Raw genomic sequence first — 26,358 nt, 5'->3', positions numbered from 1 at the left:
GTTGATTTGTAATGGGTTTAACAAATATCGGAATACCAGGTTTAATCATTATCCTTGTCATCACCTTGATTATATTTGGACCAAAAAAACTACCTGAAATTGGCTCAGCTTTCGGGAAAACATTAGCTGAATTTAAAAGATCGACAAGAGAGATTATGGACGATAGCGACAAGGAAACATTGACAGTGGCTACTAAAAATGAAGAGGAATCTAAATAACATCTGTGATGGAGGCTGTAAAGATGGAGAATAATGACCAAACACTAGTGGAGCATTTAACTGATTTAAGAAAAGTGCTCATTCGATCGATTGTCTTCTTTACCTTTTGTTTTATCCTTTGCTTAGTGTTTATTAACCACCTTATTCCCATTCTAGCTAATGACTATGATCTCGTCATGCTAGGGCCATTAGATGTCATTAGACTATACACAGGGATTGCCGGTAGCATTAGCCTCGGCATTTCCCTTCCCTTCATTGCTTTTCAAGCATGGCTATTTATTAGACCTGCATTAAATGATAAAGAAGCAAAAATCTCAATCATGTTCATTCCAGGAATTATTTGTAGTTTCGCCATTGGCTTATCATTTGGTTTATTCATTGTATTCCCAACCATTTATGGTTTTCTCATGCACCTTGGCGAAAGTAATTTTTCTATGATGATTACTGCTCGAGAATATTTCTCATTTTTATTGATTTCTACTATTCCGTTTGGGTTTCTATTTGAAGTTCCATTATTACTAGTCTTTCTCACAAATATCGGGGTCGTATCCCCAGAAATGCTAAAGTCAGTAAGAAAATACGCATATGTGGTGCTTGCTGTTGTTTCTGCGCTCATTACGCCACCAGACTTTTTCTCACAAATACTTGTACTCTTTCCATTAATTGGACTATATGAACTCGGATTGTTTCTTTCAAAGATCAGCTATAGAAAACGATTGGTCATGGAAGCAGAGTTAAATAAAGGGTAGTTTATTGATAGTGAAGACGATAGTATTCTCGTGGACATCTTTAAAATAGGTAAATGAAGAAATACAATCTCTAATAATAACAAGGATCGTATGAAGAGAAATCCAATCTTAGTCATTTTTTAATTAGATTTCGATATTGCTCTATAAAATGCTTAGGTACATCTTTCATATAAAAAGGATATACACCACGATTAGTATGTAAATACAATGTACCTAGCTTTTTTTTCGATTCTCTAAATGAAATATCAAACACCGCATGAATATCTATTTCGTCTTCACTCCATATAATTTTCTTATCGAAGAGTTTAATTTCACTTTCTATTTCCTCATACTTCTGGACATTCCAATCAATTTTACGCACAACTTTTATATAAGTAAGACTAGCTATAAGTTCCAATGGCGAACCCCCAATATTTAATATCTCCATTCTATGGGATTGTTAGTGAAAACGATAATGATTTGCTTAAAAGTAAAGAAGCCATGTTAGCAACGTTAAAAATGCTACTATTATTGTTTCAATTCAAGCAGATACCTACTTCCCTATGTGACTTCTTAAATAAATCTTAACTGTATACTAGCCAGTAAAACTTAAGATCAAAAGCAAAGAAAGAATGGATGCTCTTCTTTTTGCATTTAAGAACCAGCTTCCGATTCTTTCATATGGTTACGAACAGTTCAAAACAATGTTCCGAACTTTAAAGTACACCAGAAAATAATCTCGCAAATGACTCTTTTGTTCTTTCAAATAACCCTCTTTTGTAAAACTGTACCGGACTTATTTTAAAACTATCTTTCATATCATCTTCATAATGAGCAACTAAATCTCTAATAGAACTTGTCCCGTAAAGAAAAACATTTACCTCGAAGTTCAAATGGAAACTTCTCATATCCATATTAGCAGTACCAATACTGGCTAAATTCCCATCAATAATAATTATTTTTTGATGAAGAAAACCTTTTTTATATGAATAGATCTCTACTCCATAGCGAAGAAGTTCAGAAAAATAAGAACGGCTAGCATATTGCGTAAAAAAACTATCATTAATTTCAGGGACGAGAATTCTCACTTCAACCCCTTTTGCCGCAGCTACTCTTAATGCCGTACGAATGGCTTCATCTGGTACAAAGTAAGGGGTAGCAATCCAAATAGAATAATCAGCAGACGAAATCATCGAATAATAAAAATCCCCCATAATTCCCTGTTGCGTATCTGGTCCACTGGCAACGACCTGAAGCGCTCCGTCTACCACATCATCTTTTTTATGTATAGGCTTCCTATCATTACGATATTTATCCAGCACCTCTTCATTAGCAACATATTCCCAATCTAATAAAAATATCGTGTGTAGTATATAGACAGCTTCACCTTTTAATAAAAGATGGGTATCTCGCCAAAATCCAATTTGCTTATCTTCTCCCAAATATTCATTTCCAACATTCAATCCACCCGTAAAGCCGATCTCTCCATCAATGATGATAATCTTACGGTGATTTCTAAAATTAAATTTCTGATTAAAAAAACCATACTTTAACGGCGAGAATGGTTTTACTCGGATGCCAGCATCCAACATCTGGTTGATATCTTCCGTATGCAGTGTTAAGCTCCCAGCTGCATCGTAAATAAATAACACTTCTACTCCTTGCTTGGCTTTATCCATCAATATCTTCATTATTTCTTTTCCTAAGCGATCAGAACGAAAAATGTAATATTCCATATGAATGAATTTTTTTGCCTGTAACAGCCTTCTCTTTATTTCAAAAAAAGTTTCATCACCGTTTTTTAAAATGGTTGCTTTAGATTTCGTACTAATCGGAGTTAATGATGAATGATTAGCAAATTCCGCAAATCGAAGCTGGCCATCTTGGAGGAATGATATATCTTGTTCCTCTTCTCTATGCATTAAGCGTTTCCATTCATCTCTATCTCTGCTACGTTTACTTTTAAATAAATACCCTTTCATATATAGTTGCCCTGAAAATAAATAAAATAAATATCCAAACACCGGAAAGAATACGATTACATACATCCATAATAATGTATGCTGTGGGGTTCGATCTTCCAGCATAATGGAATAGCATATCACTAATATTGCCAAACTATAAAATACAAGGCACATTATCGTAGTCATTATACTTGTTGCCATAAAAAGTCCGATATATAATGTAACCATCAGAATGAATACAAATAAAAACTCTACTCTTCTTCTACCTATCATTACCATGCCCCATCCCGTAAGTTGCTGTTATTATTAGTACCCTAATTTCCATTTAAAGAAACGAGCTCTATCATAATTCTTATAAACGTTGAGGAGAATAAAATGAAAGTCATACCTTTACATAATGAACATGCCGAAAGTTTCAAACAAATACGTCTAGTTGGACTTAAACAACATCCAGAAAGTTTTGCCTCTAGTTTTGAAGAAGAAGTACAGCAATCAATACAGGATATCGAAAAGAGATTGCACTCTAGTCAAGCAATCACTTACGGTGCTTTTCATGAAGGTAAATTAGGCGGCATCATCACTTTGTTATATGAAAGTAAATTAAAAATGCGCCATAAAGGACATATCGTTGGTTTATTTGTACGAGAGGAATTTAGAGGGCTCGGAATGGCAAAACAATTAATGAACACGGTCATAGAAAGAGCACAAGTTAGTACGACTATCGAACAATTACATTTAACTGTCATGGCAGATAATCAACCTGCAATAAAATTATACAAAAAACTAGGTTTCCGCTCATATGCTCACGAACCTCGTGCTTTAAAAGTGGAAGGACATTATTATGATGAAATTCATATGGTCTTACAATTAAAATGAGTTTAAGGCAGGTGTTTACTTGAACGCCTGCCTTAACACATTACCTCTTATAAAGATTGATATTTTTTTAATATTTCCTGAAGCTTCAATGCTAACCCAACATTACCTTCAACCTTTAAACCACCTGTCATAAAGGCTACCGTCGTGTTTAAATCACCTTTTAATAGACTAGAAAAGTGGCTATCACTCATTCTTAATTTAACCGCAGGATCGTCAGCTTCCCCTTCAATTACACTTACCTTTCCATCGCATAAAACAATTTGAATGGGACCACTTTCTTTTAAATCCACTTGAAACACTCTATTTTTTTCATTTACAATATACTCTGGTTGATTATTCATTTTATCCGTCATTTCTTCAAGCTCAAGTAATACAGACATGTTAAGCCTCCCTTTTATCAATAAAATACCTTAAGCTGTAGCAAGGACATGGAAATGCAAACATAAAAAAGAAAGAAATTCGTTACTCTAAAATTCACATGATTTTTCAATAGGATTACAGTATAGCGGTAATGATTTCAGTATCTAATTGTCCTCGAAATCTTTCATTTCATCGCAGTAACTTTATTAATATTCTATGTGGTAAATGAATCTTCCTGCCTAAAATGAATAATTATTCATTTTTCTTATTTTACATGAGGAAGTTCTTTTCAAATAAAAATAACTCGCCCATTGGCAAGCTATTTTTAGTACTCATTCATATAACCCCTGTTATTACACTTAAGAAAGGAATCTATTCTCTCCACGGAAGTTCAGTTCCAAAGCTTTGTGCCCTTTTTTCACTATCCTTCCTTCTGCGCTTTCTATGTTCCGCTCTTTCTTTTGCACTTTCATATAGGCTCATTTCTTCGTCAGTCACGGGTACAACTTTAGGAATGGGTGCTGGTTTCCCATCTTCACCAAGCGCTACCATTGTAAGGAAAGATAGGGCACAAATATTTCTATCTCCTGTTAAGAGATCTTCTGATATAACCTTTACAAATATCTCCATTGAAGACCTGCCTGTATATGTAACAAATGCTTCTAAGCAAACCGCATTACCAGCGTAAATAGGGTGTAAAAAATCAACTGAATCAGTTGACGCTGTTACAACCGCTTTTCTAGAATGCCTCATAGCTGCAATCCCAGCAATATCATCTATATAAGCCATTAACTTCCCACCAAACAGCGTTCCATGTCCATTTGTATCTGGTGGTTGAACAATACTTGTTTTTACAACATATGATTCTTTACAAAACTTTGATTCACTCACACTATTTTCTCCCTTCATAAAAGTATCAAAGGATACCTTTATATATCATACCTCATTACCGTTATTTAAAAAATGAATTCTTCTTTTTTGGCCTGAGTGTGTCCCCTGTCCATCCTTTTTTCACCAGTAACATATAGACAGCTACAGTAGATAGAATAATAATGACCAATGCGCCTGCGTATCCCCATTTCTCATCTAATTCTGGCATAAATGAGAAATTCATCCCCCAAAGAGCTCCCCATGCACTAATTGGTGTAAATAATGTCGTAATAACTGTTAAAGTTTTTATAACTTCATTTCCTCGATGGGAGGATACCATTTCTTCAAAATGTACAAGGTGATCAATTTCTTCAATATACTCTTTTGTTAACATATTTCCTCTTTCTAACCTTTTTCTCATATTTTTAAAATGCTTTGTCTCAACAATTTCGCTTGAAAATGCTTCTTCCAAGCCAAACGATAATTCTATAATTGGAATCATAAAGTTTTTCCAAACTAACACTTCATGTCTTAGCTGAAAAATTTCTTCTAATCGATCAATACTGTTCTTTTGTTTGATTTCCCAAAGTAAATCGTTTAATTTCAACTCAAAATCATCAATTCTTTTAATACTATTCTTTAAAATCTCCGCTAAAAGAATAGAGAAACCCGCAACTGCATTTTCAGCTTCCAACATATCATCATTTATATGACTATCCTGTTCAAATTCACTCGTTATCAGTACATGTTCTGTTAGAAAATAATGGAGAAGCTTATATTCTTTTTGTTGATTAAGCTTTTGTTCATAGATGAGCGATCCACAAATGTAGCTTTTCCCTTCCCTTGATCGCAAATGGAGATGATTTGATTCTTGAGAAGATATATGCTCGATCCACATTTCAATTTCTTCTTTATAAAAAGGGAATGCTAAATGTTTGTTTGCTTCTGGTTCAAAAAAATTAAGCCAACGCCAATTATTCATCTCTTTTGTATCCATTCATTCTCACCCTCCTACTTTAACATTCCCTGAAAATGAACATAACAAAACCATATGTTTATATTTAAATGAAACGGGTAATTATAATACATGCAAGAAATAAACTTTCCATAAAATGAAGGAGGAGTTAATATGAAATCTCGTCCAAAGAACTTTATTATTGCAGGAGTTGGCGTAACAAGTTTACTATTACTTGCTAAGAAGGAAAATCGTGAAAAGTTACAGACACTCACACATAAAATGAAAAGTTATCTTCCAACTAATAGTGAGGATCAATATGAAATGAAAGCCGGACATCCCGATCCACAAGACACCCGCGATAATGAAATGGTCAGTGAAGGTGCTATGACTTCCGTTAATTATTATAATAATCAACAAGAAGAAAAATAACCTAGGGATTTTTCCTTAGGTTATTTTTCTTCTACAATCATTGGATGAAGTTTAGCTTTTCCTCTCCTCAACCTTGTCTTAATTGTCGAGAGAGGTAGCTTTGTTGCTTCACTTATTTCCTTTAATGACATTTGTTCGAAGTAATAAAGATATAGTGGTTCTTTATATTTTTCAGGTAGACAAAAGATAATCTTCTCTACTTCTTCTCGATTACTTTTTTTAACAAACAATTCATCGGCCCCTGGAGATTTGGCTTCCTCATATAGAGTAGGTAGCCTCTCTTCTAAAAATTGTCGTTCACTTTGTTGTTTTCTCCATTGATCCCTACATTTGTTTAATGCAATTTTATATAACCAATTTTTAATATTCGTTTCTTCTTTCAAGGAAGGGAAAGCTAAATAAGCTGAAATCAAGGCTTCTTGGAGTAAATCCTCCGCTCTTTGGGGATGTTTAATTAAAGAATAAATGTATCTGTATAATGATTGAGCATACTCGCTCACATAATTTTCGAATGTGTAATTAATTGTTGCTTCCATACTTCATCTGGGTCTATTACCCTTTCCTCCTTTATATCTTTTCTTACCCTAATAGACGAATGATAGACCTTCTTCCCCTACAGTGTTTTTTATTTTTTTAATAAAAACTTGTTTGTTTTGTAAGAAACCAAGTAACACCAATCTTCTTACATATCGTCATGTAATGCATGAACATTAATAAAATGGCTCCCATATTAATGCCTAAAATTACGCCATGCATTTGCAGACTTTCCATTGATCCAAATACATACATCGCAACAAAAGATATAAGTGTTGACCACACAGCATGATAAAAGGCATCTTTCATAAGACCCAAACCAATAAGAAATGCTTGCATAGGGAAAATAAAAAAATGTAACAGAAAGAATGGCCACAGTAATTGCACATATATACTTGCTTCTATTGAGTGGAAAAATGTACTAGTTAAAGGTTCGGCAAAGAAATAAAAAATGGTAACAGATGGAACACCATACAAGAAGGTGATAAAAAATACTTGTTGAAGTAACCGCCGTAAGTAATTATGCTTCTCTTCAGCATATGCTCTTGAAACAGTAGGAATGAGCATAACCATAAAGGAATGAGCAATAAAAGCGGGAAACATTCCAATTGTCATTGCTACACCTGCAACCATCCCAAAATGTTCAGTGGCAATATCCGTACTGATTCCAGACTTTAGCAATGCCGCTTTTATTAAAAATGGTTGGATAGCATGGGTTAAAGCATGAAATATCCGTAGACCAGTTGTAGGGATAGACACCCCCATCAAGTTTTTCCACACACTCATACCAGACATCTGCTCAAACGGCAATTTCTTCATCCTTTGATACTGGATGACAAATAAATGAATGAAGTAAGCAAAAATCGCTATTTCACTGCCAACAAATGTACAAACAGCTATAAAAACTGCCGTTTCCGTTTCAAAGCGAAACAAATGAAAAAGTAGAATCAGCAATGAAAGCTGAATGAATTTTCTCAAAAAATTGGCAGAAGCAATCTTCCCCATTTGTTCGTTGCCCATAAAATAACCTCTAGCAATAGAAGAAAATGAAATAATCGGTATGAGAATTATAGCCATCCACCTTAATAGTGGATGATAATCATCAAAAACAGTAATAAATGGGAGAATCGCTGATGCTAACGGGATTAATATAAGTGAAAAGATAATCGTCATTCTAATCACATGATTGAGCATACTATAGTGATATTTTCTATCCTTTTCCGCAATAAATTTAGAGATGGAAACAGGCATTTCAAAACTTGCTAATAAAACAATCAAAAAAATGGTTGGTAGAATAGACATATAAAGCCCTAAACCATGTTCACCTAACTGCCTAGCAAGCACCATATTAATCAGAAATTCAATACATTCACCTGCAAAAGCCGCTAGAATTAATAAAAGCAATCCCTTGAAGAACTTGTTCATTTCGCCTCTCCTTTTTGTCCCCACAAATAAATAATCTCTTCTATCCTATGAGACAACCCTAAAAATTATTAACCTAGTTGAATATTTGTTTACTGATCACTTCACTCTATTTTTGTTTTTTTCTAACCTAAAAAGGGATATACGTATGGAACAATGGATGGTAGATAAAGTCGATATAGCCCCTGCAGGGCCGGTTCACTTGCATTTGCTAGAGAGCGGATATTTGTCTTTCATCAAATATTAATGAAGAAAAAGGGTAAGAAACCGTATAAATAATTTTGGGAATTGATCACCTCATTTTTGGTATCTTTGTTATATACCAAGGCTTTGAAAAGAATAAAAGGGTTGCCTAAAAGTCGAAGAAGTGACTTTTGGGCAACCCTTTTTACTGTGCTATTCTGTTTGCTCATCCATCAACTGCCTGCACACCAAAAATGAAAGATGGATGTGTGGGGATGTTTCATTTGTCAACACTTCTTGCGGATTTTTATATCCATTTGCACAGATATAGACAGTCTGATTTTCCGTTCCTATTTTTAGCTTGCATGCTACCCATTTATAGCTGGCACAGATAGTAGCGACCCATTTTTCAATTCTCACTTTTCTATCTATTCTTCCAATAAAGATGCTGACCACTTCTTATATAGGTAATCTAGCTCTCTTTGACATTGTTCCTTTTCACATTGTAAGTCTTGCAGCATGCTCAAGGCTTCACCAGTCATCATCTTTCTTTCTATTATCTGTAATTTTTCTTCTAGCTCTTCCATTTCCTCTTCTATACCATCTGTTTGATGAATATTTTGCTTTACTGTACTTTCCCTTTCAACCTTTTTTATCGCTTCCTTAATTGGAGGTGCCATCTGTTGAATTTGGTTGCACCACTTTTCCCATGCATATGTGAATGATCCATTAAAATAGGAAAGCCTTCTCTGATTCAATATATACGTTTGGTTGAATAATAGCTCGATGAAATAACGATCGTGAGAAACAGCTAAGATCGTTCCTTGAAATTCCTGCAGTGCCTGTTCAAGCACTTCTCTCGATTCAATATCGAGATGATTTGTGGGTTCATCAAGGATAAGAAAATTCACATTTTGATACATGAGTTGTGCTAAACGCAGTCGCATGCGCTCACCACCACTTAACTGTTTCACCTTCTTATAGACGGCATAACCATAGAAAAGAAAATTTGCTAGAATCCCTCTCGCTTCTCCCTCCGCTACAGCATGTATGTCCCTGAACATTTGTAGTACGGTTTTTTCTTGGTTTTCGCTCTCTGTAAATACTTGTTGTGCTAAGTAGCCAATTTTACAATTACTACCTATTCGCACTTCTCCTTCATCTGGAAGTAAATGATGTAAAATTAATTTTATTAATGTCGTTTTACCGCTGCCGTTTTCTCCAACAAGCACTGCACGATCTTGAAAACGTAAATGCATGTCAATACTTTCTAACACAAACTCTCCACTAAAAGACTTTGTCATATTTTCTATAACTAACGTGTCTTTCCCACTTCTCTCTTCTGCTGCCAAATTTAAATGTATTTTGCGATGAGAAACGGGTTTTTTTACCTTTTCCATCCGATTTAGTGCCTTTTCCATACTACTTGCTTTTTTATGGAGCCCGGCATTAGGTGGGTTGGCTTGATTTGCCCACTCTCTTAACCTTTTTATCGATTCTTTCATCTTTTTTATTTTCTTCTGTTGATCTTCATACTTTTGAAATTCCTGTAATAGTCGACTTTCCTTTTCTTTTACATAATCAGAATAATTGGTATGATAATTCGTTAATCCTTCATCTTCTAAATCCATAATCATCGACACGGTTTGATCAAGGAAGTACCGATCATGTGAAACCATAACAATTGTCCCCTCATAATCTTTAATAAAACTTGTTAACCAATCAACAGCTTGGAGATCAAGATGATTTGTCGGTTCATCCAATAATAATAAATCTGGTTTCTTAAGTAGCTCTTTGGCTAAGCAAACTTTTGTTTTCTCACCACCACTAAGCATTTGAAACTTTTTCTCCATTAATGCTTCTATACCAAGCCCATTAATGACTGTTTTTATTTTTCCCTCTATTTCATAGCCTCCGTCATTCATAAAATAATCTTGTAACTTCCCATATTCATTGAGTAGATGTTCCACCCCATTCGAGGTTTGTGATTGAGCTAATTTTTGTTCCATATCTGTTAGTTTTCTTTTCACCTCAAGTAAATTAGAAAAGGCTTCCTCCACTACATCCAAAGCAATAACCGATTCATTATATTCTGGTATTTGATGTAAATAGCCAATCACAATATGTTTACGCCAATGTATTTGACCTTGGTCAGGTTGTTCTATCCCAGCCATGATTTTTAACAACGTCGACTTTCCACTACCATTTCTTCCAACAATACCTACTCGCGAGTGGTTCCGTATGTCAAAACTAATATTAGTGAAGACTGTATCACCACCGTACAATTTCGTTATATTTTGTCCGCTCGTTATCATTTCATTTTCCTCCATATAAGAATAGCTCATTTCGTCACTTGTCAGCGTTAAAGCTCTTTTTTTCCTACCACCGCAAGCAACATGAGCTAGACAGAAATTTGATTAGGTGAAAAAAAAGGGCCACAGAGAATAAACTTCTCCTGTGACCCTTTTCTCATTTAAATATAAATACTCACCTGTATCCATACAAGTAAATATTCAGTATTATCATTGTGCTCTTTGACGGGTGTAAAGAGATGTTTGACTGCTTATTTTAGCTATGCAATGGTTATAAAAGGACAGACGTATCCCGTTAACAGTCATTGCGCCAAAAATTGCACAGAAAATAGTTATATGTTCAAGCCATTTTCCACGCGTTAAAACAGTTCCACTCATCTCTTCTACACCTCCTTTTTCCATTCAATTACTACTAGTTTAAATGAAATATTCTAAAATAACAATCATTTTCAAACATATATTTTTATCGTTTTTTTGATTTCTATGCTGTGGGAAAAGACTAATATACCCGATATATTGATGCGCACACTACAATGACTATTTTGAAATTTCTAAATATCATAATAATCTACTCACTGTTTCTGAATGTAGGCTTATTATAAATTGGGTGATTAATACCCTTGCTCCTTTATTCTGAGTAAAATTTTCTAAGTTAACTATCCTCTTAAGCATCCCCAGTAAATAGCAGTGCAAAAGCTATATCAATATCCCTTTCCCTTGATTAATTGACTAAAAGGACATCAACATTTGACATAGAGTTAAGGTAAATGCATCTCTACACCAATCGGTTAAGGCCAAAAAAAAGAGAGCTTCATCACAAAACTCTCTCTAAACTATTCTTTGACTATATGATTCTTAAATGCATAGATTACGGCTTGAGTGCGATCTTGGACATCAAGTTTACTTAAGATATTACTTACATGTGTTTTAACGGTTTTTAAAGCAATGTATAGTTCATCAGCAATCTCTTGATTAGTTTTTCCTTGCGTCATATGAAGTAGAATTTCCATTTCTCTACTGGTTAATTCTTCATGGAGAGGTTGTTCTTTTTTTCCTCTCATCTTTAACATCATTTTTCCAGTGACCTCAGGTTCTAAGACAGATTCTCCTTGTTGTGTTCTGCGTATCGCGTGTGCAATTTCACTTGCTTTTGATGTTTTTAACATATAGCTAGTAGCTCCTGCCTCAAGTGCGGGATAAACCTTTTCATCATCTAAGAAGCTCGTTACAATTATTATTTTTGCTTCTGGCCATTGCTCAACAATTTGCTTTGTCGCTTCAATCCCATCCATTTCTTTCATCACTAGATCCATTAGAATAATATCTGGTCGTAATTCCATTGCCAGCTCGATCGCTTGTTTACCGTTATCCGCCTCGCCAATTACTTCTATATCAGGTTGAGCTGATAAATAAGCGGTCACACCAATCCTCACCATCTCATGGTCATCTACAAATAATACGCGTATCATTTTTCATCGCCCCCTTCACCTTCAATAATGGGTACTTTTACTTCTAATCTTGTTCCTTTATTAGGAAGGCTGATCATTTTTAATGTACCACCAATCTCTAGTGCTCTTTCATACATATTTTGAATACCGTATGAACCTGCTTTTGCCTTATCTACATTAAAACCGATACCATCATCAATAATACGTAGAATAGCAAATCCGTCACGTTGAATAAGTAATACATCTAAGGTGTCTGCTTTTGCATGACGCAAAGTATTGGAAACAGATTCTTGTAGAATGCGAAAAAGGTGATCCTCAATCCCTTTATCTAAATAAAAGTCCTCTGCTCTCCATTTGATATTCATGGTGACTTTTTGTTTTAACTCAAGCAGCAGTTCCTCGATTCCTTCTATTAGCTTTTTTCCTTTTAAGGCAACAGGGCGTAGGTGAAGCAATAAAGCACGCATTTCTAGCTGGGATTGATGGATCATCCCTTCTACTAACTGCAATTGCTTGACCTCATTGGCCGATTTTTCCTCTGTTTGTTCCATAATCGCTGACATTAACATAGAAGCAGCAAATAATTGTTGACTTACTGAATCGTGTAATTCTCTTGCCAAACGATTTCTTTCTTCATAAATAATTTCTTGCATACGATTATCAATATCTTTCGCTTTTTCATTTGCGAGCCGTTGCGTATACTTGGCCTGTTCTGATATTTGCTTCTGTATTTTGATTATTCTTTGGTATATGTTTTGAACATCAGCACTTACTTCTTCATGATTAACCGTGAGTACTCTTCCTTCTTCTACCTCATGAAGCCAGCCTTCCATCTCTTTCAGTTGCTTCTGCCATCTATAACCAGATAATAACCCATAAAAAACACCTAATAAGATGCTTATCATTGGTGCAAACAATGCAAAGGGAATATCAACGACTTTAAAATGCCAGAAATCAATCAGGCGAATAGGGAAAACAAAATAAAACGACAACATCATGCTGATAAGTAATAGTAGTGAAAGAAGCACTCCATATAAGATCTGACGTTGAGCCATATTCATGAGCGCTTCACCTCTATATCACCCACAATTAAAGAGGTGACGATTTTCACCTTTTGTTCAGTTTGGTTATAATTTTCCGTCTCAAAAATATAATTGCGGTTAAAAGCTCTTTTTTCTACCAAATCGAAAATCTGGCTAGAGCCAACAATAACAGAATGATTGATTGACACCTCTACATCATAAGGAATATATATGCGTACATTTCCAATAAGGTTTTTGATAAAGATGATATTCTCTTGATTAGGTAATACCGTATAGCTCAAATCAATCTCAGTATCCCCTAAGCCACATTGGATATTTATATCTCCCCATTCATATACCTCTTCAGAAGTATTTTGGTGCCCACTGATTTTATTCGTTAATAAATTCTTCTTCTGAACCACAGCCTCTTTTCGCTCATCTGCTTTTCGCTGTTCTGCTCTAGGCTGAACCTTCTTTGGTTTCTTTTTCGTTAAGTAAAATTGATAACCAAAATGAACAATAAGTGCAAGGATTAACAACTTGAATGCCATCATATTAAATATAGTAATCGCAAAAAGTAAAATTCCTAGCCAAAAAAGGACCTTGCCCCTAGTTTTCGGCATCCATTTACGACCAATATAGATCATACCAATTTCAATGATAATTGAGAAGATGAGCCCATGATTAAAAAAGAACATTTCTAAAATAATCATTGCTAAGGCAATGAATATCCACATTTTATAGTCCTCATTCCATTTTTCAAACATGTGACATCCCTCCTAATCATGTTGTTTAAAAGGCGCAAGTCGGCCTTACGCCTTTCAATGCTTGTTTCTCGGTCAATTATCTTTAGCATACCATGTTTTTATGACTGCAAGGAATCATCCTTTTTCATTTTCAATTCTAAATCAGCAATTTTTTTATCAATATGATTATGGAAGTATTGATTTTGCACTTTTTGTTCTAACTCTGAAATATATTTCTCCATATCATTAAACTTAGCATAAGCAGTTTGGTGGGAGTGTTCTTCTCCTAATACTTTATTCATTTTTACTTGAGCACGGGTTACATTTTCTCTCCCCATTAATTGCATGCGGCGAATTTGCATATCCTTTAGTTTATGCTTCATTTCTTCATACTGTCTTTCTAACTTTCCAAGCTCCTCTGATGCTTCTGCCACCATCGTTTGTAATTTATCTGCTCTTTCAGAAAAGTACTGTGTTTCTGTCTTCGCAAATGTTGCTAGCTCCGCTTCACCTGCTCGTTCTGCAACTTCCGCTTGTTCTTTTCTTTTAGTTGCCATATCCATAGCATGGGCAAGTTCTTTACGAAATTCTTCTCTCAGTTTAAATTGTCTTTCTATATATTTTTTCACTTTTTCTGTTTCTTGCTCACTTTGCCTCAAATACTGATTTAATATTGCTATGGGATTTTTACTTTCTTTTTTATCGAGCACCTCATTGATATCTGTTACAATCGTGTTTTTAATTCTTGTTAATAGATTTACCATAATGTCTCCTCCTATTGTTTCCATGATTATTTATGAAGATCGGACCATTGCTTCTCAAAGTTCACAAATGGATCATCGCTTTGTTTTGTCTTTGGCTTTTCTTTATTCCAATTTTTATAAATCAGGTAAATGACATAAAGAGCTAGAACAGCTAAAATTGCTGGGATATTACTGATAGAGAACAATAGTAATACGACACCTACAGTACCCCAAGCTACTTTTTCCCAACCATCTGTTTTGATAAATTGTTTAAATACTAAATAAAGTAATGCAGCTGTAATCGCTAATGCGATAAGTGAACCTAAATTCGCCAATACAACTATTGCCGCAATTCCCCCTGCTATGATTAAAAGAAATTTTTTCATTTCTCTGCCTCCTTTCACTATTTATCTTACCTATTTATAAGATCGTACATAACGTGCCACAGCTTGATTTTGCTCTAAGACTTAAGTCTGAACGAGAGCTGAGCCCCCATTTTATTCTATACATGTAAAACTAATTTAAGTTCATACTACAATTGGGAGGTGTGACAATGTCTCATTCTTGGTTGCTTTCATTTTTGTTAATGATTTCACCTATCAATGATGATTCCATATTCACAATTGAAAAAGAAGATAAAGTAATCACACAAATACAAAGAGAAGACTTTGCTATTCCACAGTCCAATTTACCGTTTATTGAAATGAAAAAATTCGAGACATTTTTGGAGGATCTCGATAAAAAAACATTTATTGCCCCTAAAGACGCTTATATAAAAGGAAATATGATTATCTCAGAAATTGAAGGTAAGCGTTTATACCGTAAAGAATTCAAGAATCAATTTTTTCGCTATTATTTTTCCAAAGGAGTCTCAACTATCCAGCTTCCTCTTATTTCTGTACCAGCAAGAGTGGATAAAGACTTAATCAGTCAAATCAATGTGAAAACAATTGGACAGTATGTCACTTACTTTAATAGCAATAATCAAAATCGCTCTCATAATATTTCTTTAGCTACCGAGGCCATTAATAATTATGTCATTTTCCCTGAAGAAACATTTTCTTTTAATGAGGTTGTTGGGAGAAGAACGAAGGATAAAGGATACCTACGTGCGCCCGTAATTGTAAGAGGGGAACTGTCTGAAGATATTGGTGGCGGGATATGCCAGGTGTCTTCCACACTATTTAATGCCGTCGATCGTGCCGGTGTTGAGATCGGCGAGAGATTCTCGCATAGCAAAAGAGTCCCTTATGTACCAAAAGGAAGAGACGCAACGGTAAGTTGGTATGGACCAGACTTCACCTTTACAAACCCTTATGAGTTTCCTTTACTTATAAGCGCACACGTTTATGGTGGCCAAATGATTGTTGTAATCAAATCTTCAGACGAAATTGAGACTTCACCACGCCATGTTCCCAATGCTTCAAAAATATTACCAAAAGAAATACGTGCAAACGGGGATACTTAAAAAGGAGAATTATATTTGACCCTTATTTTAGTAACCATCTGGGCATTAAAAGTGCCAGCCTTAGTTCTTAAATAACGAATGTTCATGTCCCCTTCAAGTAGACATAAAAAAACCTTCATGATTCCATGAAGAAAAGAATACTACTTGGAGGAGGTTTTTTTCTATGCCAAAGAAATCTAAAAGAGGCCGTCTCCTTATTACAGATGATTTAGATGAATATGGGTGCTAAATTAATTACTCTGATAATGACAGCAATGCACATACCACTTATCATTCGAAAGCTAGCCAACAGAAATGAATTGAACTTATATATAAAACGGTAGCAAAATAGGCAAGAGAAACATAGTTAGCCGTTCTCCGTTTTAGATCAAGTCTCCGAATATAACTTAAAGCTATTCAGCTGCCGATTAGGGGTATATATGAAATTAAGAGCAGCCACTCACGCAAAGGAAAGCTGTATAGGATTACTCTTTTCACTTCACCCTACCGCATAGCAGTATATAAGTAATTGGAAGGCAGGAGACAAACTACTCGAGGATTACATTTACCATTACGATTACAAACGGAGACAAACGGAGATAAAAAACGCGTGCCTATTAAATATTATGACACGCGTTCATTGCTTAGCTTTTTATGTTGACTACTTGAAAGGGGCAAGACCAAGGATCATTTTTATTATTCCCTTTTATAACAATGGCTTTTCTGAAACAATGACACCATCTTCATCAGCGTATACATATTCGTCTGGCAACCAATCAAGCCCCCCAAATGTCACGATCGTATTCCTATCTCCTTTGCCAGCTTTTCTACTTTTTAATGGACTACTACCAATTGCTAATACTCCAATATCCATTGATGCTATATCTGCTGTATCTCGCACACAACCATATATAATGACACCCGCCAACCCGCGCGTTTCTGCAATTTTTGCTAATCGATCGCCCATAAGTGCACATCGCCTTGACCCACCACCATCAACAACAAGGACATGACCTTCTGGGATACTTTCCAGTGCTTCAAGTACAAGTACATTATCTTCAAAAACCTTAACTGTTGAAACTTTACCATGGAATCTCTTTTTCTTACCGTATGAATAGAATACTTCTTGATTTACCTTTACATATTCATGATGGTCGTCACATAAATCTGCTGTTTTAAAAGACATGATATCCCTCCTCACTCTACTAATTAATTTCGTCATCCGATGAAAAGTTTCCTTTGTCTAATGGAAAGAAAAAGTGATAACTTGCATATAAGTGTAATGAAAGGGGTGGATCATTATCGCTTATTTATGGATAGCAACAAGCGCTTATTTACTCATCGTTGGTTTGGCTGCTGGCGTTTTTGTTTACACATTAAGGTACGCGCTTCATTCAAAAGATTCTACCCAAATAGATGAAAAAAAAGAAGAGATAGATGACCTCTTAAATTAAATATTTTAAGGCTGTGACCACCTTCCGTCACAGCCTTTCTTTTTACTTATTCATTGCTTGCTCAATAGCCATGGAAATCTGTGAAATAATATCTTCGTAATGTTCAATACCAATGGAGATTCTAATCAAATGCTCATTAATGCCTAACGCCTCACAAGTTTCTTTTGGTACCGCACGATGCGAAGTTGTAATTGGATGTGAAACAGAAGATTCAACACCAGCTAAAGTAGGTACAATTTTTATCCACCCTAGTGAACGGAAAAAAGTTGATACATCCGCTTGTTGTTTTAGTTCGATAGTGACCATTGCCCCATATCCATATGCTCCATTTTGTTCGAAAGGATAATAAACTTTCTCCACTCCCTCATGAATAAGTAAAGCTTCTGCTACTTTTTTCGCATGATAAGATTGTTCCTTCATCCTTAATGCTAATGTCTTTGCCCCCCTTACTGTTAACCATGCCTCAAAAGGACTTAAGTTCACACCAAGATTTACGACTTTTGCTGAAGCCAGTTCGATTAACTCTTTACTACCAACAATGACACCAGCAGTGACATCACTATGCCCACCAATATATTTGGTCGCACTATGAACAACCATGTCTACCCCAAGCTCAATCGGCTGACAATGAAACGGTGAAGCAAAGGTATTATCAATCAATGTCTTCAGATTGTATTTTTTCGCCAATGATACAACAGCTTTAAGATCTTCTACTCTTAATAATGGATTCGTAATTGATTCTGTATATAAAAGCTTCGTGTTCTCTTTGATTGCCGCTTCGACTTGCGTCATATCGCTAAAAGGAACAATTGTTACGTCTATACCAAATTGCGTGAGCTCTTCCACAATAAGATGAAAGCTTCCTCCATACACATCATCAGTAGCAATAATATGATCACCACTTTTAGCCACTGCTAATATTCCTACCATTATGGCACCTAAACCTGATGCAGCTGCAACTCCTGCTGCTGCACCTTCTAATCTGGCGACAACTTCTCCCAACTCATCGGTGTTAGGATTGCCTGATCTCGTATACAAGTAGTTGCCGTTTCCACTATAAAAACCCTCTAGTTCTTCTAAACTTTTAAAAGTAAATGCAGAGGTTTGATAAATCGGTGTTGCTTTACTTTGAATTGTGCGCTTTTCTTTTTTGTCTCCATGTAATAAAGCCGTCTCAAATTTCATTCTACTGAATCTCCTTTTTATACGCTAAAAGTATAAATCACCTTGTTTTATTTTCATAAATTTCTTAATTCTATCATTATAGCTCACTGTACTTTTTTACGTCAATTGAGGAAAGAAGTATAAGAAACACCCATAAGGCTATATTAAACGGAGATATATATTTTAGAGGTGATTGTATGAATAATGAAAAAAATAAGATGCCGAAATACCCTCAATCGTATTGGTTGGAAGCAAAACAACTCCAATATCAATCATTGGACGGTAACACTAAAACAGATGTAGTTATCATTGGCTCTGGTATAACAGGGATTACTTCAGCCTACTTATTGGCAAAAGAAGGCTTGAAAGTGATTTTATTAGACGCCGGGGAAGTTTTAGCAGGAACGACTGGTCATACAACGGCAAAAGTGACCGCACAGCATGGTTTAATATATGACGAGTTGATTGAACATTTCGGCATAGAGCAAGCAAGACTGTATTATGAAGCCCAAGCTGATGCAATAAAAATGATTGAAAAAGAAGCTGCAAATATAAATTGCGATTTTAGTAATGAAAGCTCTTTTATCTATGCAACCAATGATCAATACAGTGAAAAATTAACTTTTGAATATGACGCCTATAAAAGATTGGGGATTATAGGGCAATTAAAAGAGAGTATCCCATTCTCCATTCCAACTACAGGTGTGCTTGAAATGAACAATCAAGCACAATTTCATCCGGTTAAATATTTAGAAGGCTTACTTCAGCGTTTCATCGACTTAGGAGGTACTGTTTATGAACATACAACGGTCGTTGATATCGAGGAAGGTAAACAACCTGTTGTCATAACGAATAAAGGGCATCGTATTTTATGTAATTATGTTGTGATGGCATCCCATAGCCCATTTTTAAAATGGAAAGGATTATATTTCTCCAGGCTTTTACCTGAACGGTCCTATGTAATTGCTATCGAAAGTGACGACGATTTTGAAGGAAACATGTACTATTGTGCCAATAACCCTGTCCGTTCGATCCGTGCTACAACTTCAGAGGAGACTGGGAAGAAACTTATTCTTATTGGCGGAGAGGGTCATAAAACAGGAAAAGGCATTAACACTTTTCAGCATTACGAGGCATTACAGGCTTTCTCTAATGAGGTCTTCGGGGAAAAACCAATCACCTTTCGCTGGTCTGCACAAGATTTAACTTCATTAGATAAAATACCTTATATTGGTCCTATCACATCTGATGAAAATAATATCTTCGTGGCTACTGGTTATCGCAAATGGGGTATGACAAACGGTACAGCTGCTGGAATTTTGTTAAAAGATTTGATAACTGAACAGCATACACCTTATCAGGAACTTTTTAACCCATCGAGATTTCATGCGAACCCTAGTATTAAAAACTTTATCACTTATAATGCAGATGTTGCAGGACAATTAATTAAAGGGAAACTCGAGCCAGAATTTAAGCACCCTGAGGATCTAGCAAATAATGAAGGCGGCCTGGTGAAAGTGGATGGAAAACGCCGAGGCTGTTACCGCGATGATGATGGCCAACTTCATATTGTTGACACGACTTGTACTCATCTAGGTTGTGAGACAGAATGGAATGCAGGCGAGCGCACTTGGGATTGTCCATGTCATGGATCACGTTTTTCATATGATGGCGAGGTCATTGAAGGTCCAGCAACTGAACCTTTGGAAAAGATGGATTAATGCATATGACCTTAAAGGTCAGCTAAGTTTTTTCTGGTAAGCGATTAGAGCGGCTTCCAAATAGAATAATGTCACATAAGTGGTTGGAAAAATAGGAGAAGGTATGTTTACGCACATAATGTAGAGGATAGAAGCAGAGAACTGCCTGTAAGTCGTCTTTACGTACAAATCATAATAAAACGGATGAAGTATGGGTATTCAATCCCCGTACATATAGATGTTTTTGTCCATTCTTAATTAATCAAAATCGGCATCGATAGATTGAAGTTGTTTCCATTTCCATCTTGAAGGATAGCGATATAGAACAAAAAGGTAAAAAATCCGCAACCATCAAACCTTGTTGCGGATTTTCTATGATTTCTTATTGTAGCGTCTTACACCATTACTCCTTAGCGTCCTTTTTCGTTTGATTGACGTTCTGGATTGACGATTTTTCCACCGTGCATAATTTTTTCTTCTAATTGAAGATTTAATTCTTTAGCAAAGCGCTTTAAATCTCTTTCTTCATTCATGGTAACAAGTGATACCACTGTTCCATCTGCACCAAAACGTCCTGTTCTCCCTGAGCGATGGATATACTGGGTTTTCTCACGCGGTAAGTCAAAATGGATGACATGGGTAATTCCCTTAATATCTAAACCTCTCGCTGCTACATCTGTTGATAAAAGTAAGCGAGCATCCTTTTTCCTAAAGCCATTCAAATTTTTAGATCTTTCGAATTTATTTAAATCACTGTGAAGTACATTTACGTGAATATGGTTATACTCTAGCTTTTCTTTCATAATCATGATATTGGGGATATCCTTAACAAATACCAGCGCCTTCAAATGATCCATTCGAGAAAGCTTTTCCAATAATTTAACTTTTTCCCGTTGTTCCACGTTAAAGTAAATATGCTTCACATCACCTGCTGTAATCGTCTCATCTTTTTCAATGGTGATAATCTCTGGTGATTTCATCCAACTTTTAGCTTCCACTTCTATTGTTTTAGGTAAAGTAGCAGAAAACAGCACTACTTGTCTTTCCTTTAAAGTTGCCTTTATTATACTTTTCACATGTTCTAGATGTTCGGGAATGAGAAGCTGATCACCTTCATCAAGGACAACTGTTTTTACCGCATGCATTTTTAATTTCTTTTGCTTAATCAATTCAAGTATTCTACCTGGGGTACCCAAAACGATATGTGGACGTTGTTTTAATTTTTCTAACTGTCGCTTTACATTCGCACCACCGATAAACGATGCACTACGGATATTACTATCTCTTCCCCACTTTTGTGCTTCACTTAAGATTTGCATAATTAACTCTTGAGATGATGCGAGAATAACTACTTGCACATCCTTGCTTTCTGGTTGAATCTTTTCTAAAACAGGTAATAAATACGCTAACGTTTTTCCGGTACCTGTTGGGGATTGAGCAATAAGATCTTTTCCCTCTAATACAACAGGAATCGCCTCTTGCTGTATATTTGTTGGTTGTTTAAATTGCGATTGTTCCCATACTTTTTTAATAAACGGCTTTAGTTCGCCAATAACTTCCATAGATGATATAACTCCTTTATTTAACGATAAACAGTTTAAAACGACTTCATACAGATGAAATACGTTTATAATACATAATATAAAGGTATCCTGTTCAAATAACAATGGCTCATGTTAAATCGACTTTCGTTATTTATAAGGTAATGTCGTGTAAAAACCTTTTCCTTTTTATTTTGGTTGAGTTCGTTTATGATAAATTTAGTGTTACGAAATGTTTAAATGAGAAAGAAGTGTTCGTTCATGATCCATCCACAAGTAAAGACAAATATAAAAATTATGTGGTTTGCCAACTTCTTTGTTTCAGCTAGTATGACGATGGTCTTGCCCTTTATATCATTATATATTGAAACCTTTGGTCAATTTTCCGACGCTTATATTCAAAGATGGTCGGGTTGGATTTTTGCCATTACATTCGTTACTGCCTTTATTGTAGCTCCAATTTGGGGAAGAATTGGTGATTTGTATGGAAAGAAAAAGGTGTTAATCATTTCTGCTTCTGGAATGGCCCTTTGTATTTTCCTATTAGGTTTTGCGACAAGCGTATGGCATTTGTTTTATCTAAGGCTATTTATGGGTATCTTCACAGGTTTTATTCCCCTTTCACAAGCTTTTATTTCTACACAAACACCAAAAAGAATGGCAGGACAAGTGCTTGGCACCTTACAAACAGGTAGTATAACAGGCTCACTTTTAGGACCTTTAATCGGTGGTGCACTAGCTGACATGGTCGGTTTTTCTTCTACTTTCAATTGGACATCATTAGCCATTTTTGTTTCTGCAATTCTCGTTATCTTCACGAAAGAATTTCAAATCAATGAAGTGAAGAAATCAGAGAAGCAGAATTATACGAGTAAAGAAGTATTAAAACATATACTTACAAACCCTGTCCTTGTGACTGTTTTAATCTTATCGATGTTGATTCAAGTCGCTCATTTTAGTATTCAACCGATTCTGTCCCTTTATGTCAGCGAAATACATGGCCCAGAAAATTTAGCTCTATATGCAGGTATTGCTTTTTCCGCAGCAGGTGTAGGTAACTTAATGATGTCAAAAACTTGGGGAAAGCTGGGGGACAATTATGGTTATATTAAAATATTAATGGCCTTATTGTTTTTAGCTGGTATCGTCTATTTTCCAGGTGGATTTGTCACTGAAATGTGGCAGCTTATTATCATTCGTTTTGCACTCGGGGTAACTATTGGAGGAATTATTCCTGTGCGTATTGCCTATATTAGACAGGCTGCACCTATAGCCATGCAAGGAGAGGTATTGGGATATAATACCAGTTTAAGATTTCTAGGAAATGTCATCGGACCTGTTATGGGAGGATTGGTTGCTGGGGCCTTTGGATTTACTGCCGTTTTTATTACTACCAGTCTATTACTCATTGCAAGCGGGGTTATTCTTCTCGTTTCGGTTATGAAAAATCCTAGGTATTTAAAGAATTCTAGCACGTCATAATCATATATAAAAGAGGTTGCTACTTCAATATAGCAACCCCTATTTTAATTATTTTACTCTAGGGTAACCAAATCCTGATGCATAGTCATCGCCTGTTGTTGCACCAACGCCACCTTTAATATCATAAACCTTGGCACGATTTTGTAATTCTGTTCTTAAAGTAGATTTACTCCATGAAGGATTCGCAGCCCAAATCTTTGCTGCTAAACCAGCTACATGTGGTGTAGCCATAGAAGTACCACTAATTGTGTTATAACCGCCATTATACCAAGTGGATTCCACTGCTGCACCTGGGGCAGACACTTCAATATCACGCTCTTGGATGACATAATCTCCATCAGTTGATGGGTTACCTCTTGATGAGAAATTCGCTACGCGATAAGTCCCATTTTGTTGCACATTCTCTAAAGCTGCAACGGCAACGGCATTGACCAATGCTCCTGGATAACCAATTGTATTACTACCTGAACCACTGTTTCCTGCCGCAGCAACAACTAATACACCTTTATTGTATGCATAGTCTACTGCACTTGAGATGAGTGAATCTTTACCAGAAGACCCAAGAGACATATTAATAACTACTTTAGAGCCTGTGCTAGTTGCTTGATCTGCTACATGTCTAATCGCTGCAGCAATATCATCTGAATAACCAGAACCGTTATCACCTAACACTTTATATGCCCATAGCTTCGCATCAGGAGCTACACCGTAAACACCTTGTCCATCACTACCTCCATGTGCTAAAACAGTTCCTGCTACATGTGTACCATGACCTTGACGATCAGTACAAGAGCCATTTACTAGTGGGCTTGATTGTGTAAAGTCTTTACACTGTTCTGCTGATCCTGCTAAATCAATATGATTTGTATAAACTCCTGTATCAAGCACAGCTACTTTAATACCATTACCACCTGATGTTGCTGTTAAAGATTGATTATTATAAATTGATTTTATTCCCCAAGGTGTTTGTGAACTTGGCACAGCTGTTACTTCTGCTTTGGACACTTCTCCTGTTACAGTTGCTATACTCATTTCATTTACCTTTTGTACTTCGACATTTTTTGTCGCTTGTAATGTTTGTAACTCCTTAGCATTCACATCTGCAGTGAAACCTTCTTTACCAAAGTCCCATCGTTTTTCATACTTTGTTTCTAATGCATTAACAGAATTGCTAGGGGCTTGTATCAATACGCGATATGTTTCACTCCCCTTTGCTTCATCTGAAACTTGTGCGGAAATACCTGATGTAAAGACGGACATCCCTAACGTAAGACTAAGTAGTGCAGCTGCTACTGTTTTCTTTTTCGTCATTTACTTGTTCCTCCCCAAATTTTAATGTCTTACTTAGGGGTTATTATATTTCAAAAATTCAGACTACAACAATGTGTAAAATTCAGCATTTATTTATTTGTAAAAAACAGTAAATTTGACATATTATTTTCCAAGTAGCAGGCCATCAGACATTTTTTTCAACATTAAATCAGGTATTTTTTTCCACAAAATCAATATTCATGATAATTACCCTTTTTATTACTCGGAATTAAAAGTGAATTTAGGTCTCTAGAAAGGTATTAAAGTGTAATATTACATTATTATTTTCCATGAATTTGAAGGAAAAGGTGCTTTTTGAGCACCTCCCTCTAAGAAAAGCACTCATTTTTTTAGCGGATACAATATCCGACACTTTTTTATGTTGGATAATAGAAAAGAGTGAACGAAGTTTTTTCATTTCTTCGTTCACCCTCATTACTCATTTACCTATTTGAAACACGATTTTCCCTAATTGTTTTGCTTGTTCTAATCTAGCAAATGCCTTTTGATAATCTGCTAACTGATAAACTTGATCCATAACCGGCTTGATTTTATGATTATTCATAAATGTAAGCATTTCTTTGTATTCTTCAGCACTTCCCATTGTGCTGCCAAGAATGTTTTGCTGTGCGTAAAAGAATTGTCGAAGATTTACTGTCACCTCGTCTCCTGTAGATGAACCGAAAATCACTAGTGTGCCTCCTTTACGAAGAACAGCTAAGGATTGGTTGAAAGTTGCTGCTCCAACTGATTCGATGACTAGATCCATCTCGCCCCCAATTTGCGCTTGCCAATCTGCCCCACTATCAAGAGCTTCTTTAGCACCTAATGATAAAGCTTTTTCTCGCTTTTCTTCTGAGCGAGAACTAACGTATACTTCCGCACCAGCTGCTACAGCGAATTGTAAAAGAGAAGTAGCCACTCCTCCACCAATGCCAGGGATAAATACTTTCATCCCAGACTTTACTTGCCCTCTTGTAAATAGGGCACGATAAGCAGTTAAACCTGCTAAGGAAAACACGCCAGCCTCTTCCCATGACATATGTGGAGGTTTAGGGAAAGCATTCATGGCAGGAATAACAATATGATCGGCAAAAGTACCGTGATATGGAAAGCCAACAATTTCAAACCCCTCTGGCGGTGCGTCACTATTTTTTTCCCAACCTAATCCTGGATTAATGACGACCTCATCTCCGACTTTAATATCCGTCACCTCTGCACCAATTTCCACCACGACACCCGCACCATCAGAACCTAATACAAGTGCTGGTTCAGTTGATTGATGTCGATGAAGAATAAATAAATCTCTATGATTTAATCCTGCCGCCTTTAATTGAACTTTTACTTCTTTATCACCAACAGGAAAATCATTTATTTCCTGATAACCCGTTCCATTCATTCCTGCTTCACCTTTATGTATCACTGCTTTCATTCGTTCCCACACTC

26 protein-coding genes are annotated in these 26,358 nt (G+C 35.8%); 7 read left to right on the top strand and 19 right to left on the bottom strand.

All coding sequences use genetic code 11. The features are described from left to right. The first annotated feature begins 11 nt into the window (after nt 1–11). The gene (tatA, locus tag LG276_RS06915) at nt 12–218 is read left to right on the top strand and encodes a twin-arginine translocase TatA/TatE family subunit (RefSeq protein WP_251163116.1); all 207 of its coding nucleotides are present in this window, start codon (nt 12–14) and stop codon (nt 216–218) included. A 23-nt stretch (nt 219–241) separates the two neighbouring features. Continuing rightward, nucleotides 242–967, top strand: a complete 726-nt coding sequence (gene tatC / locus LG276_RS06910; protein ID WP_224935404.1) for a twin-arginine translocase subunit TatC — start codon at nt 242–244, stop codon at nt 965–967. Nucleotides 968–1,079: 112 nt separating this feature from the next. Here tatC and LG276_RS06905 read toward each other — a convergent pair whose 3' ends face one another. Beyond that, nucleotides 1,080–1,364, bottom strand: coding sequence for a hypothetical protein (locus tag LG276_RS06905; RefSeq protein WP_224935400.1), 285 nt, complete (start codon nt 1,362–1,364; stop codon nt 1,080–1,082). 298 nt (nt 1,365–1,662) lie between these two features. Continuing rightward, nucleotides 1,663–3,180, bottom strand: coding sequence for a cardiolipin synthase (gene cls, locus LG276_RS06900; protein WP_224935729.1), 1,518 nt, complete (start codon nt 3,178–3,180; stop codon nt 1,663–1,665). Nucleotides 3,181–3,285: 105 nt separating this feature from the next. On the opposite strand from cls, the gene LG276_RS06895 reads away from it, so the two are divergent. After that, on the top strand, nt 3,286–3,786 hold the full coding sequence (locus LG276_RS06895) for a GNAT family N-acetyltransferase (protein ID WP_251163117.1): 501 nt from the start codon (nt 3,286–3,288) through the stop codon (nt 3,784–3,786). A 47-nt stretch (nt 3,787–3,833) separates the two neighbouring features. On the opposite strand, the gene LG276_RS06890 is transcribed toward LG276_RS06895, so the two are convergent. The 3 genes from LG276_RS06890 to LG276_RS06880 all read right to left on the bottom strand — a co-directional run bounded on the left by LG276_RS06890 (nt 3,834) and on the right by LG276_RS06880 (nt 6,013). After that, nucleotides 3,834–4,166 carry an SCP2 sterol-binding domain-containing protein gene (locus LG276_RS06890; RefSeq protein WP_095370103.1) on the bottom strand — a complete coding sequence of 111 codons (333 nt, stop codon included), beginning with the start codon at nt 4,164–4,166 and terminating at the stop codon, nt 3,834–3,836. Nucleotides 4,167–4,518: 352 nt separating this feature from the next. Next, the gene (locus LG276_RS06885) at nt 4,519–5,037 is read right to left on the bottom strand and encodes an acyl-CoA thioesterase (RefSeq protein ID WP_224935394.1); all 519 of its coding nucleotides are present in this window, start codon (nt 5,035–5,037) and stop codon (nt 4,519–4,521) included. Nucleotides 5,038–5,098: 61 nt separating this feature from the next. Next, entirely contained in the window at nt 5,099–6,013 is a 915-nt protein-coding gene (locus LG276_RS06880) for a magnesium transporter CorA family protein (protein ID WP_251163118.1), read from the bottom strand. Between the two features lie 132 nt (nt 6,014–6,145). Here LG276_RS06880 and LG276_RS06875 point away from each other — a divergent pair, with 132 nt between their 5' ends. Beyond that, nucleotides 6,146–6,403, top strand: coding sequence for a hypothetical protein (locus tag LG276_RS06875; RefSeq protein WP_224935388.1), 258 nt, complete (start codon nt 6,146–6,148; stop codon nt 6,401–6,403). Between the two features lie 20 nt (nt 6,404–6,423). Here LG276_RS06875 and LG276_RS06870 read toward each other — a convergent pair whose 3' ends face one another. The 9 genes from LG276_RS06870 to LG276_RS06830 all read right to left on the bottom strand — a co-directional run bounded on the left by LG276_RS06870 (nt 6,424) and on the right by LG276_RS06830 (nt 15,199). Then, nucleotides 6,424–6,939, bottom strand: coding sequence for an RNA polymerase sigma factor (locus LG276_RS06870; protein ID WP_224935386.1), 516 nt, complete (start codon nt 6,937–6,939; stop codon nt 6,424–6,426). 97 nt (nt 6,940–7,036) lie between these two features. Continuing rightward, the gene (locus tag LG276_RS06865) at nt 7,037–8,362 is read right to left on the bottom strand and encodes an oligosaccharide flippase family protein (protein ID WP_224935383.1); all 1,326 of its coding nucleotides are present in this window, start codon (nt 8,360–8,362) and stop codon (nt 7,037–7,039) included. A 608-nt stretch (nt 8,363–8,970) separates the two neighbouring features. After that, a complete protein-coding gene (gene abc-f, locus LG276_RS06860) occupies nt 8,971–10,857 on the bottom strand; it encodes a ribosomal protection-like ABC-F family protein (RefSeq protein WP_251163119.1) in 1,887 nt (628 codons plus the stop codon). 207 nt (nt 10,858–11,064) lie between these two features. Then, nucleotides 11,065–11,232 (bottom strand): RAxF-45 family protein, encoded by a 168-nt coding sequence (locus tag LG276_RS06855; protein ID WP_224935376.1) that lies wholly within the window; start codon nt 11,230–11,232, stop codon nt 11,065–11,067. A gap of 455 nt (nt 11,233–11,687) precedes the next feature. Beyond that, the gene (locus LG276_RS06850; RefSeq protein WP_095370110.1) at nt 11,688–12,323 is read right to left on the bottom strand and encodes a response regulator transcription factor; all 636 of its coding nucleotides are present in this window, start codon (nt 12,321–12,323) and stop codon (nt 11,688–11,690) included. Next, nucleotides 12,320–13,363, bottom strand: coding sequence for a sensor histidine kinase (locus LG276_RS06845; protein WP_224935374.1), 1,044 nt, complete (start codon nt 13,361–13,363; stop codon nt 12,320–12,322). The genes LG276_RS06850 and LG276_RS06845 overlap by 4 nt, the downstream gene beginning before the upstream one ends. Beyond that, complete coding sequence (gene liaF / locus LG276_RS06840) at nt 13,360–14,091, bottom strand: cell wall-active antibiotics response protein LiaF (RefSeq protein WP_095370112.1); 732 nt, start codon at nt 14,089–14,091, stop codon at nt 13,360–13,362. The genes LG276_RS06845 and liaF overlap by 4 nt, the downstream gene beginning before the upstream one ends. Before the next feature lie 98 nt (nt 14,092–14,189). After that, nucleotides 14,190–14,834, bottom strand: a complete 645-nt coding sequence (locus LG276_RS06835) for a PspA/IM30 family protein (protein ID WP_251163120.1) — start codon at nt 14,832–14,834, stop codon at nt 14,190–14,192. Between the two features lie 26 nt (nt 14,835–14,860). Then, nucleotides 14,861–15,199, bottom strand: a complete 339-nt coding sequence (locus tag LG276_RS06830; RefSeq protein ID WP_224935367.1) for a flagellar basal body rod protein — start codon at nt 15,197–15,199, stop codon at nt 14,861–14,863. A gap of 167 nt (nt 15,200–15,366) precedes the next feature. Between LG276_RS06830 and LG276_RS06825 the strand changes: the two genes are divergently transcribed. Next, complete coding sequence (locus tag LG276_RS06825) at nt 15,367–16,281, top strand: VanW family protein (RefSeq protein WP_251163121.1); 915 nt, start codon at nt 15,367–15,369, stop codon at nt 16,279–16,281. Between the two features lie 685 nt (nt 16,282–16,966). Here LG276_RS06825 and rraA read toward each other — a convergent pair. Together rraA and LG276_RS06815 are read right to left on the bottom strand one after the other, a co-directional pair. Beyond that, nucleotides 16,967–17,446 (bottom strand): ribonuclease E activity regulator RraA, encoded by a 480-nt coding sequence (gene rraA / locus LG276_RS06820; RefSeq protein WP_224935361.1) that lies wholly within the window; start codon nt 17,444–17,446, stop codon nt 16,967–16,969. 310 nt (nt 17,447–17,756) lie between these two features. Further along, a complete protein-coding gene (locus LG276_RS06815; protein ID WP_251163122.1) occupies nt 17,757–18,899 on the bottom strand; it encodes a PLP-dependent aspartate aminotransferase family protein in 1,143 nt (380 codons plus the stop codon). Nucleotides 18,900–19,075: 176 nt separating this feature from the next. On the opposite strand from LG276_RS06815, the gene LG276_RS06810 reads away from it, so the two are divergent. Beyond that, on the top strand, nt 19,076–20,599 hold the full coding sequence (locus LG276_RS06810; RefSeq protein ID WP_224935354.1) for an FAD-dependent oxidoreductase: 1,524 nt from the start codon (nt 19,076–19,078) through the stop codon (nt 20,597–20,599). A gap of 389 nt (nt 20,600–20,988) precedes the next feature. Here the strand turns inward: LG276_RS06810 and LG276_RS06805 are convergent, their stop codons facing one another. Further along, entirely contained in the window at nt 20,989–22,140 is a 1,152-nt protein-coding gene (locus LG276_RS06805) for a DEAD/DEAH box helicase (RefSeq protein WP_251163123.1), read from the bottom strand. A 240-nt stretch (nt 22,141–22,380) separates the two neighbouring features. Here LG276_RS06805 and LG276_RS06800 point away from each other — a divergent pair, with 240 nt between their 5' ends. Beyond that, a complete protein-coding gene (locus LG276_RS06800) occupies nt 22,381–23,601 on the top strand; it encodes an MFS transporter (protein WP_224935348.1) in 1,221 nt (406 codons plus the stop codon). 48 nt (nt 23,602–23,649) lie between these two features. Here LG276_RS06800 and LG276_RS06795 read toward each other — a convergent pair whose 3' ends face one another. Further along, nucleotides 23,650–24,912 carry a S8 family serine peptidase gene (locus LG276_RS06795; RefSeq protein ID WP_224935345.1) on the bottom strand — a complete coding sequence of 421 codons (1,263 nt, stop codon included), beginning with the start codon at nt 24,910–24,912 and terminating at the stop codon, nt 23,650–23,652. A gap of 439 nt (nt 24,913–25,351) precedes the next feature. Beyond that, entirely contained in the window at nt 25,352–26,344 is a 993-nt protein-coding gene (locus tag LG276_RS06790; RefSeq protein ID WP_224935341.1) for a zinc-binding dehydrogenase, read from the bottom strand. Nucleotides 26,345–26,358: the final 14 nt, after the last annotated feature.

It is taken from the genome of Cytobacillus kochii (assembly GCF_044790165.1).
Lineage (GTDB): Bacteria > Bacillota > Bacilli > Bacillales > Cytobacillaceae > Cytobacillus > Cytobacillus kochii.
Note: the sequence above shows the minus strand (reverse complement) of the source record. Positions and strands in the feature narration are given on the sequence as shown.

Bases quoted from the DNA above. Each gene is read 5' to 3' on its own strand.
- tatC (WP_224935404.1), top strand. From the start codon at position 242: ATGGAGAATAATGACCAAACACTAGTGGAGCATTTAACTGATTTAAGA.
- liaF (WP_095370112.1), bottom strand. From the start codon at position 14,091: ATGTTTGAAAAATGGAATGAGGACTATAAAATGTGGATATTCATTGCC.
- LG276_RS06825 (WP_251163121.1), top strand. From the start codon at position 15,367: ATGTCTCATTCTTGGTTGCTTTCATTTTTGTTAATGATTTCACCTATC.
- LG276_RS06835 (WP_251163120.1), bottom strand. From the start codon at position 14,834: ATGGTAAATCTATTAACAAGAATTAAAAACACGATTGTAACAGATATC.
- LG276_RS06815 (WP_251163122.1), bottom strand. From the start codon at position 18,899: ATGAAATTTGAGACGGCTTTATTACATGGAGACAAAAAAGAAAAGCGC.
- LG276_RS06880 (WP_251163118.1), bottom strand. From the start codon at position 6,013: ATGGATACAAAAGAGATGAATAATTGGCGTTGGCTTAATTTTTTTGAA.
- LG276_RS06850 (WP_095370110.1), bottom strand. From the start codon at position 12,323: ATGATACGCGTATTATTTGTAGATGACCATGAGATGGTGAGGATTGGT.
- abc-f (WP_251163119.1), bottom strand. From the start codon at position 10,857: ATGATAACGAGCGGACAAAATATAACGAAATTGTACGGTGGTGATACA.
- LG276_RS06855 (WP_224935376.1), bottom strand. From the start codon at position 11,232: ATGAGTGGAACTGTTTTAACGCGTGGAAAATGGCTTGAACATATAACT.
- LG276_RS06865 (WP_224935383.1), bottom strand. From the start codon at position 8,362: ATGAACAAGTTCTTCAAGGGATTGCTTTTATTAATTCTAGCGGCTTTT.
- LG276_RS06795 (WP_224935345.1), bottom strand. From the start codon at position 24,912: ATGACGAAAAAGAAAACAGTAGCAGCTGCACTACTTAGTCTTACGTTA.
- LG276_RS06870 (WP_224935386.1), bottom strand. From the start codon at position 6,939: ATGGAAGCAACAATTAATTACACATTCGAAAATTATGTGAGCGAGTAT.
- LG276_RS06895 (WP_251163117.1), top strand. From the start codon at position 3,286: ATGAAAGTCATACCTTTACATAATGAACATGCCGAAAGTTTCAAACAA.
- LG276_RS06790 (WP_224935341.1), bottom strand. From the start codon at position 26,344: ATGAAAGCAGTGATACATAAAGGTGAAGCAGGAATGAATGGAACGGGT.
- LG276_RS06810 (WP_224935354.1), top strand. From the start codon at position 19,076: ATGAATAATGAAAAAAATAAGATGCCGAAATACCCTCAATCGTATTGG.
- LG276_RS06800 (WP_224935348.1), top strand. From the start codon at position 22,381: ATGATCCATCCACAAGTAAAGACAAATATAAAAATTATGTGGTTTGCC.
- LG276_RS06890 (WP_095370103.1), bottom strand. From the start codon at position 4,166: ATGTCTGTATTACTTGAGCTTGAAGAAATGACGGATAAAATGAATAAT.
- LG276_RS06875 (WP_224935388.1), top strand. From the start codon at position 6,146: ATGAAATCTCGTCCAAAGAACTTTATTATTGCAGGAGTTGGCGTAACA.
- LG276_RS06830 (WP_224935367.1), bottom strand. From the start codon at position 15,199: ATGAAAAAATTTCTTTTAATCATAGCAGGGGGAATTGCGGCAATAGTT.
- LG276_RS06805 (WP_251163123.1), bottom strand. From the start codon at position 22,140: ATGGAAGTTATTGGCGAACTAAAGCCGTTTATTAAAAAAGTATGGGAA.
- LG276_RS06845 (WP_224935374.1), bottom strand. From the start codon at position 13,363: ATGAATATGGCTCAACGTCAGATCTTATATGGAGTGCTTCTTTCACTA.
- tatA (WP_251163116.1), top strand. From the start codon at position 12: ATGGGTTTAACAAATATCGGAATACCAGGTTTAATCATTATCCTTGTC.
- rraA (WP_224935361.1), bottom strand. From the start codon at position 17,446: ATGTCTTTTAAAACAGCAGATTTATGTGACGACCATCATGAATATGTA.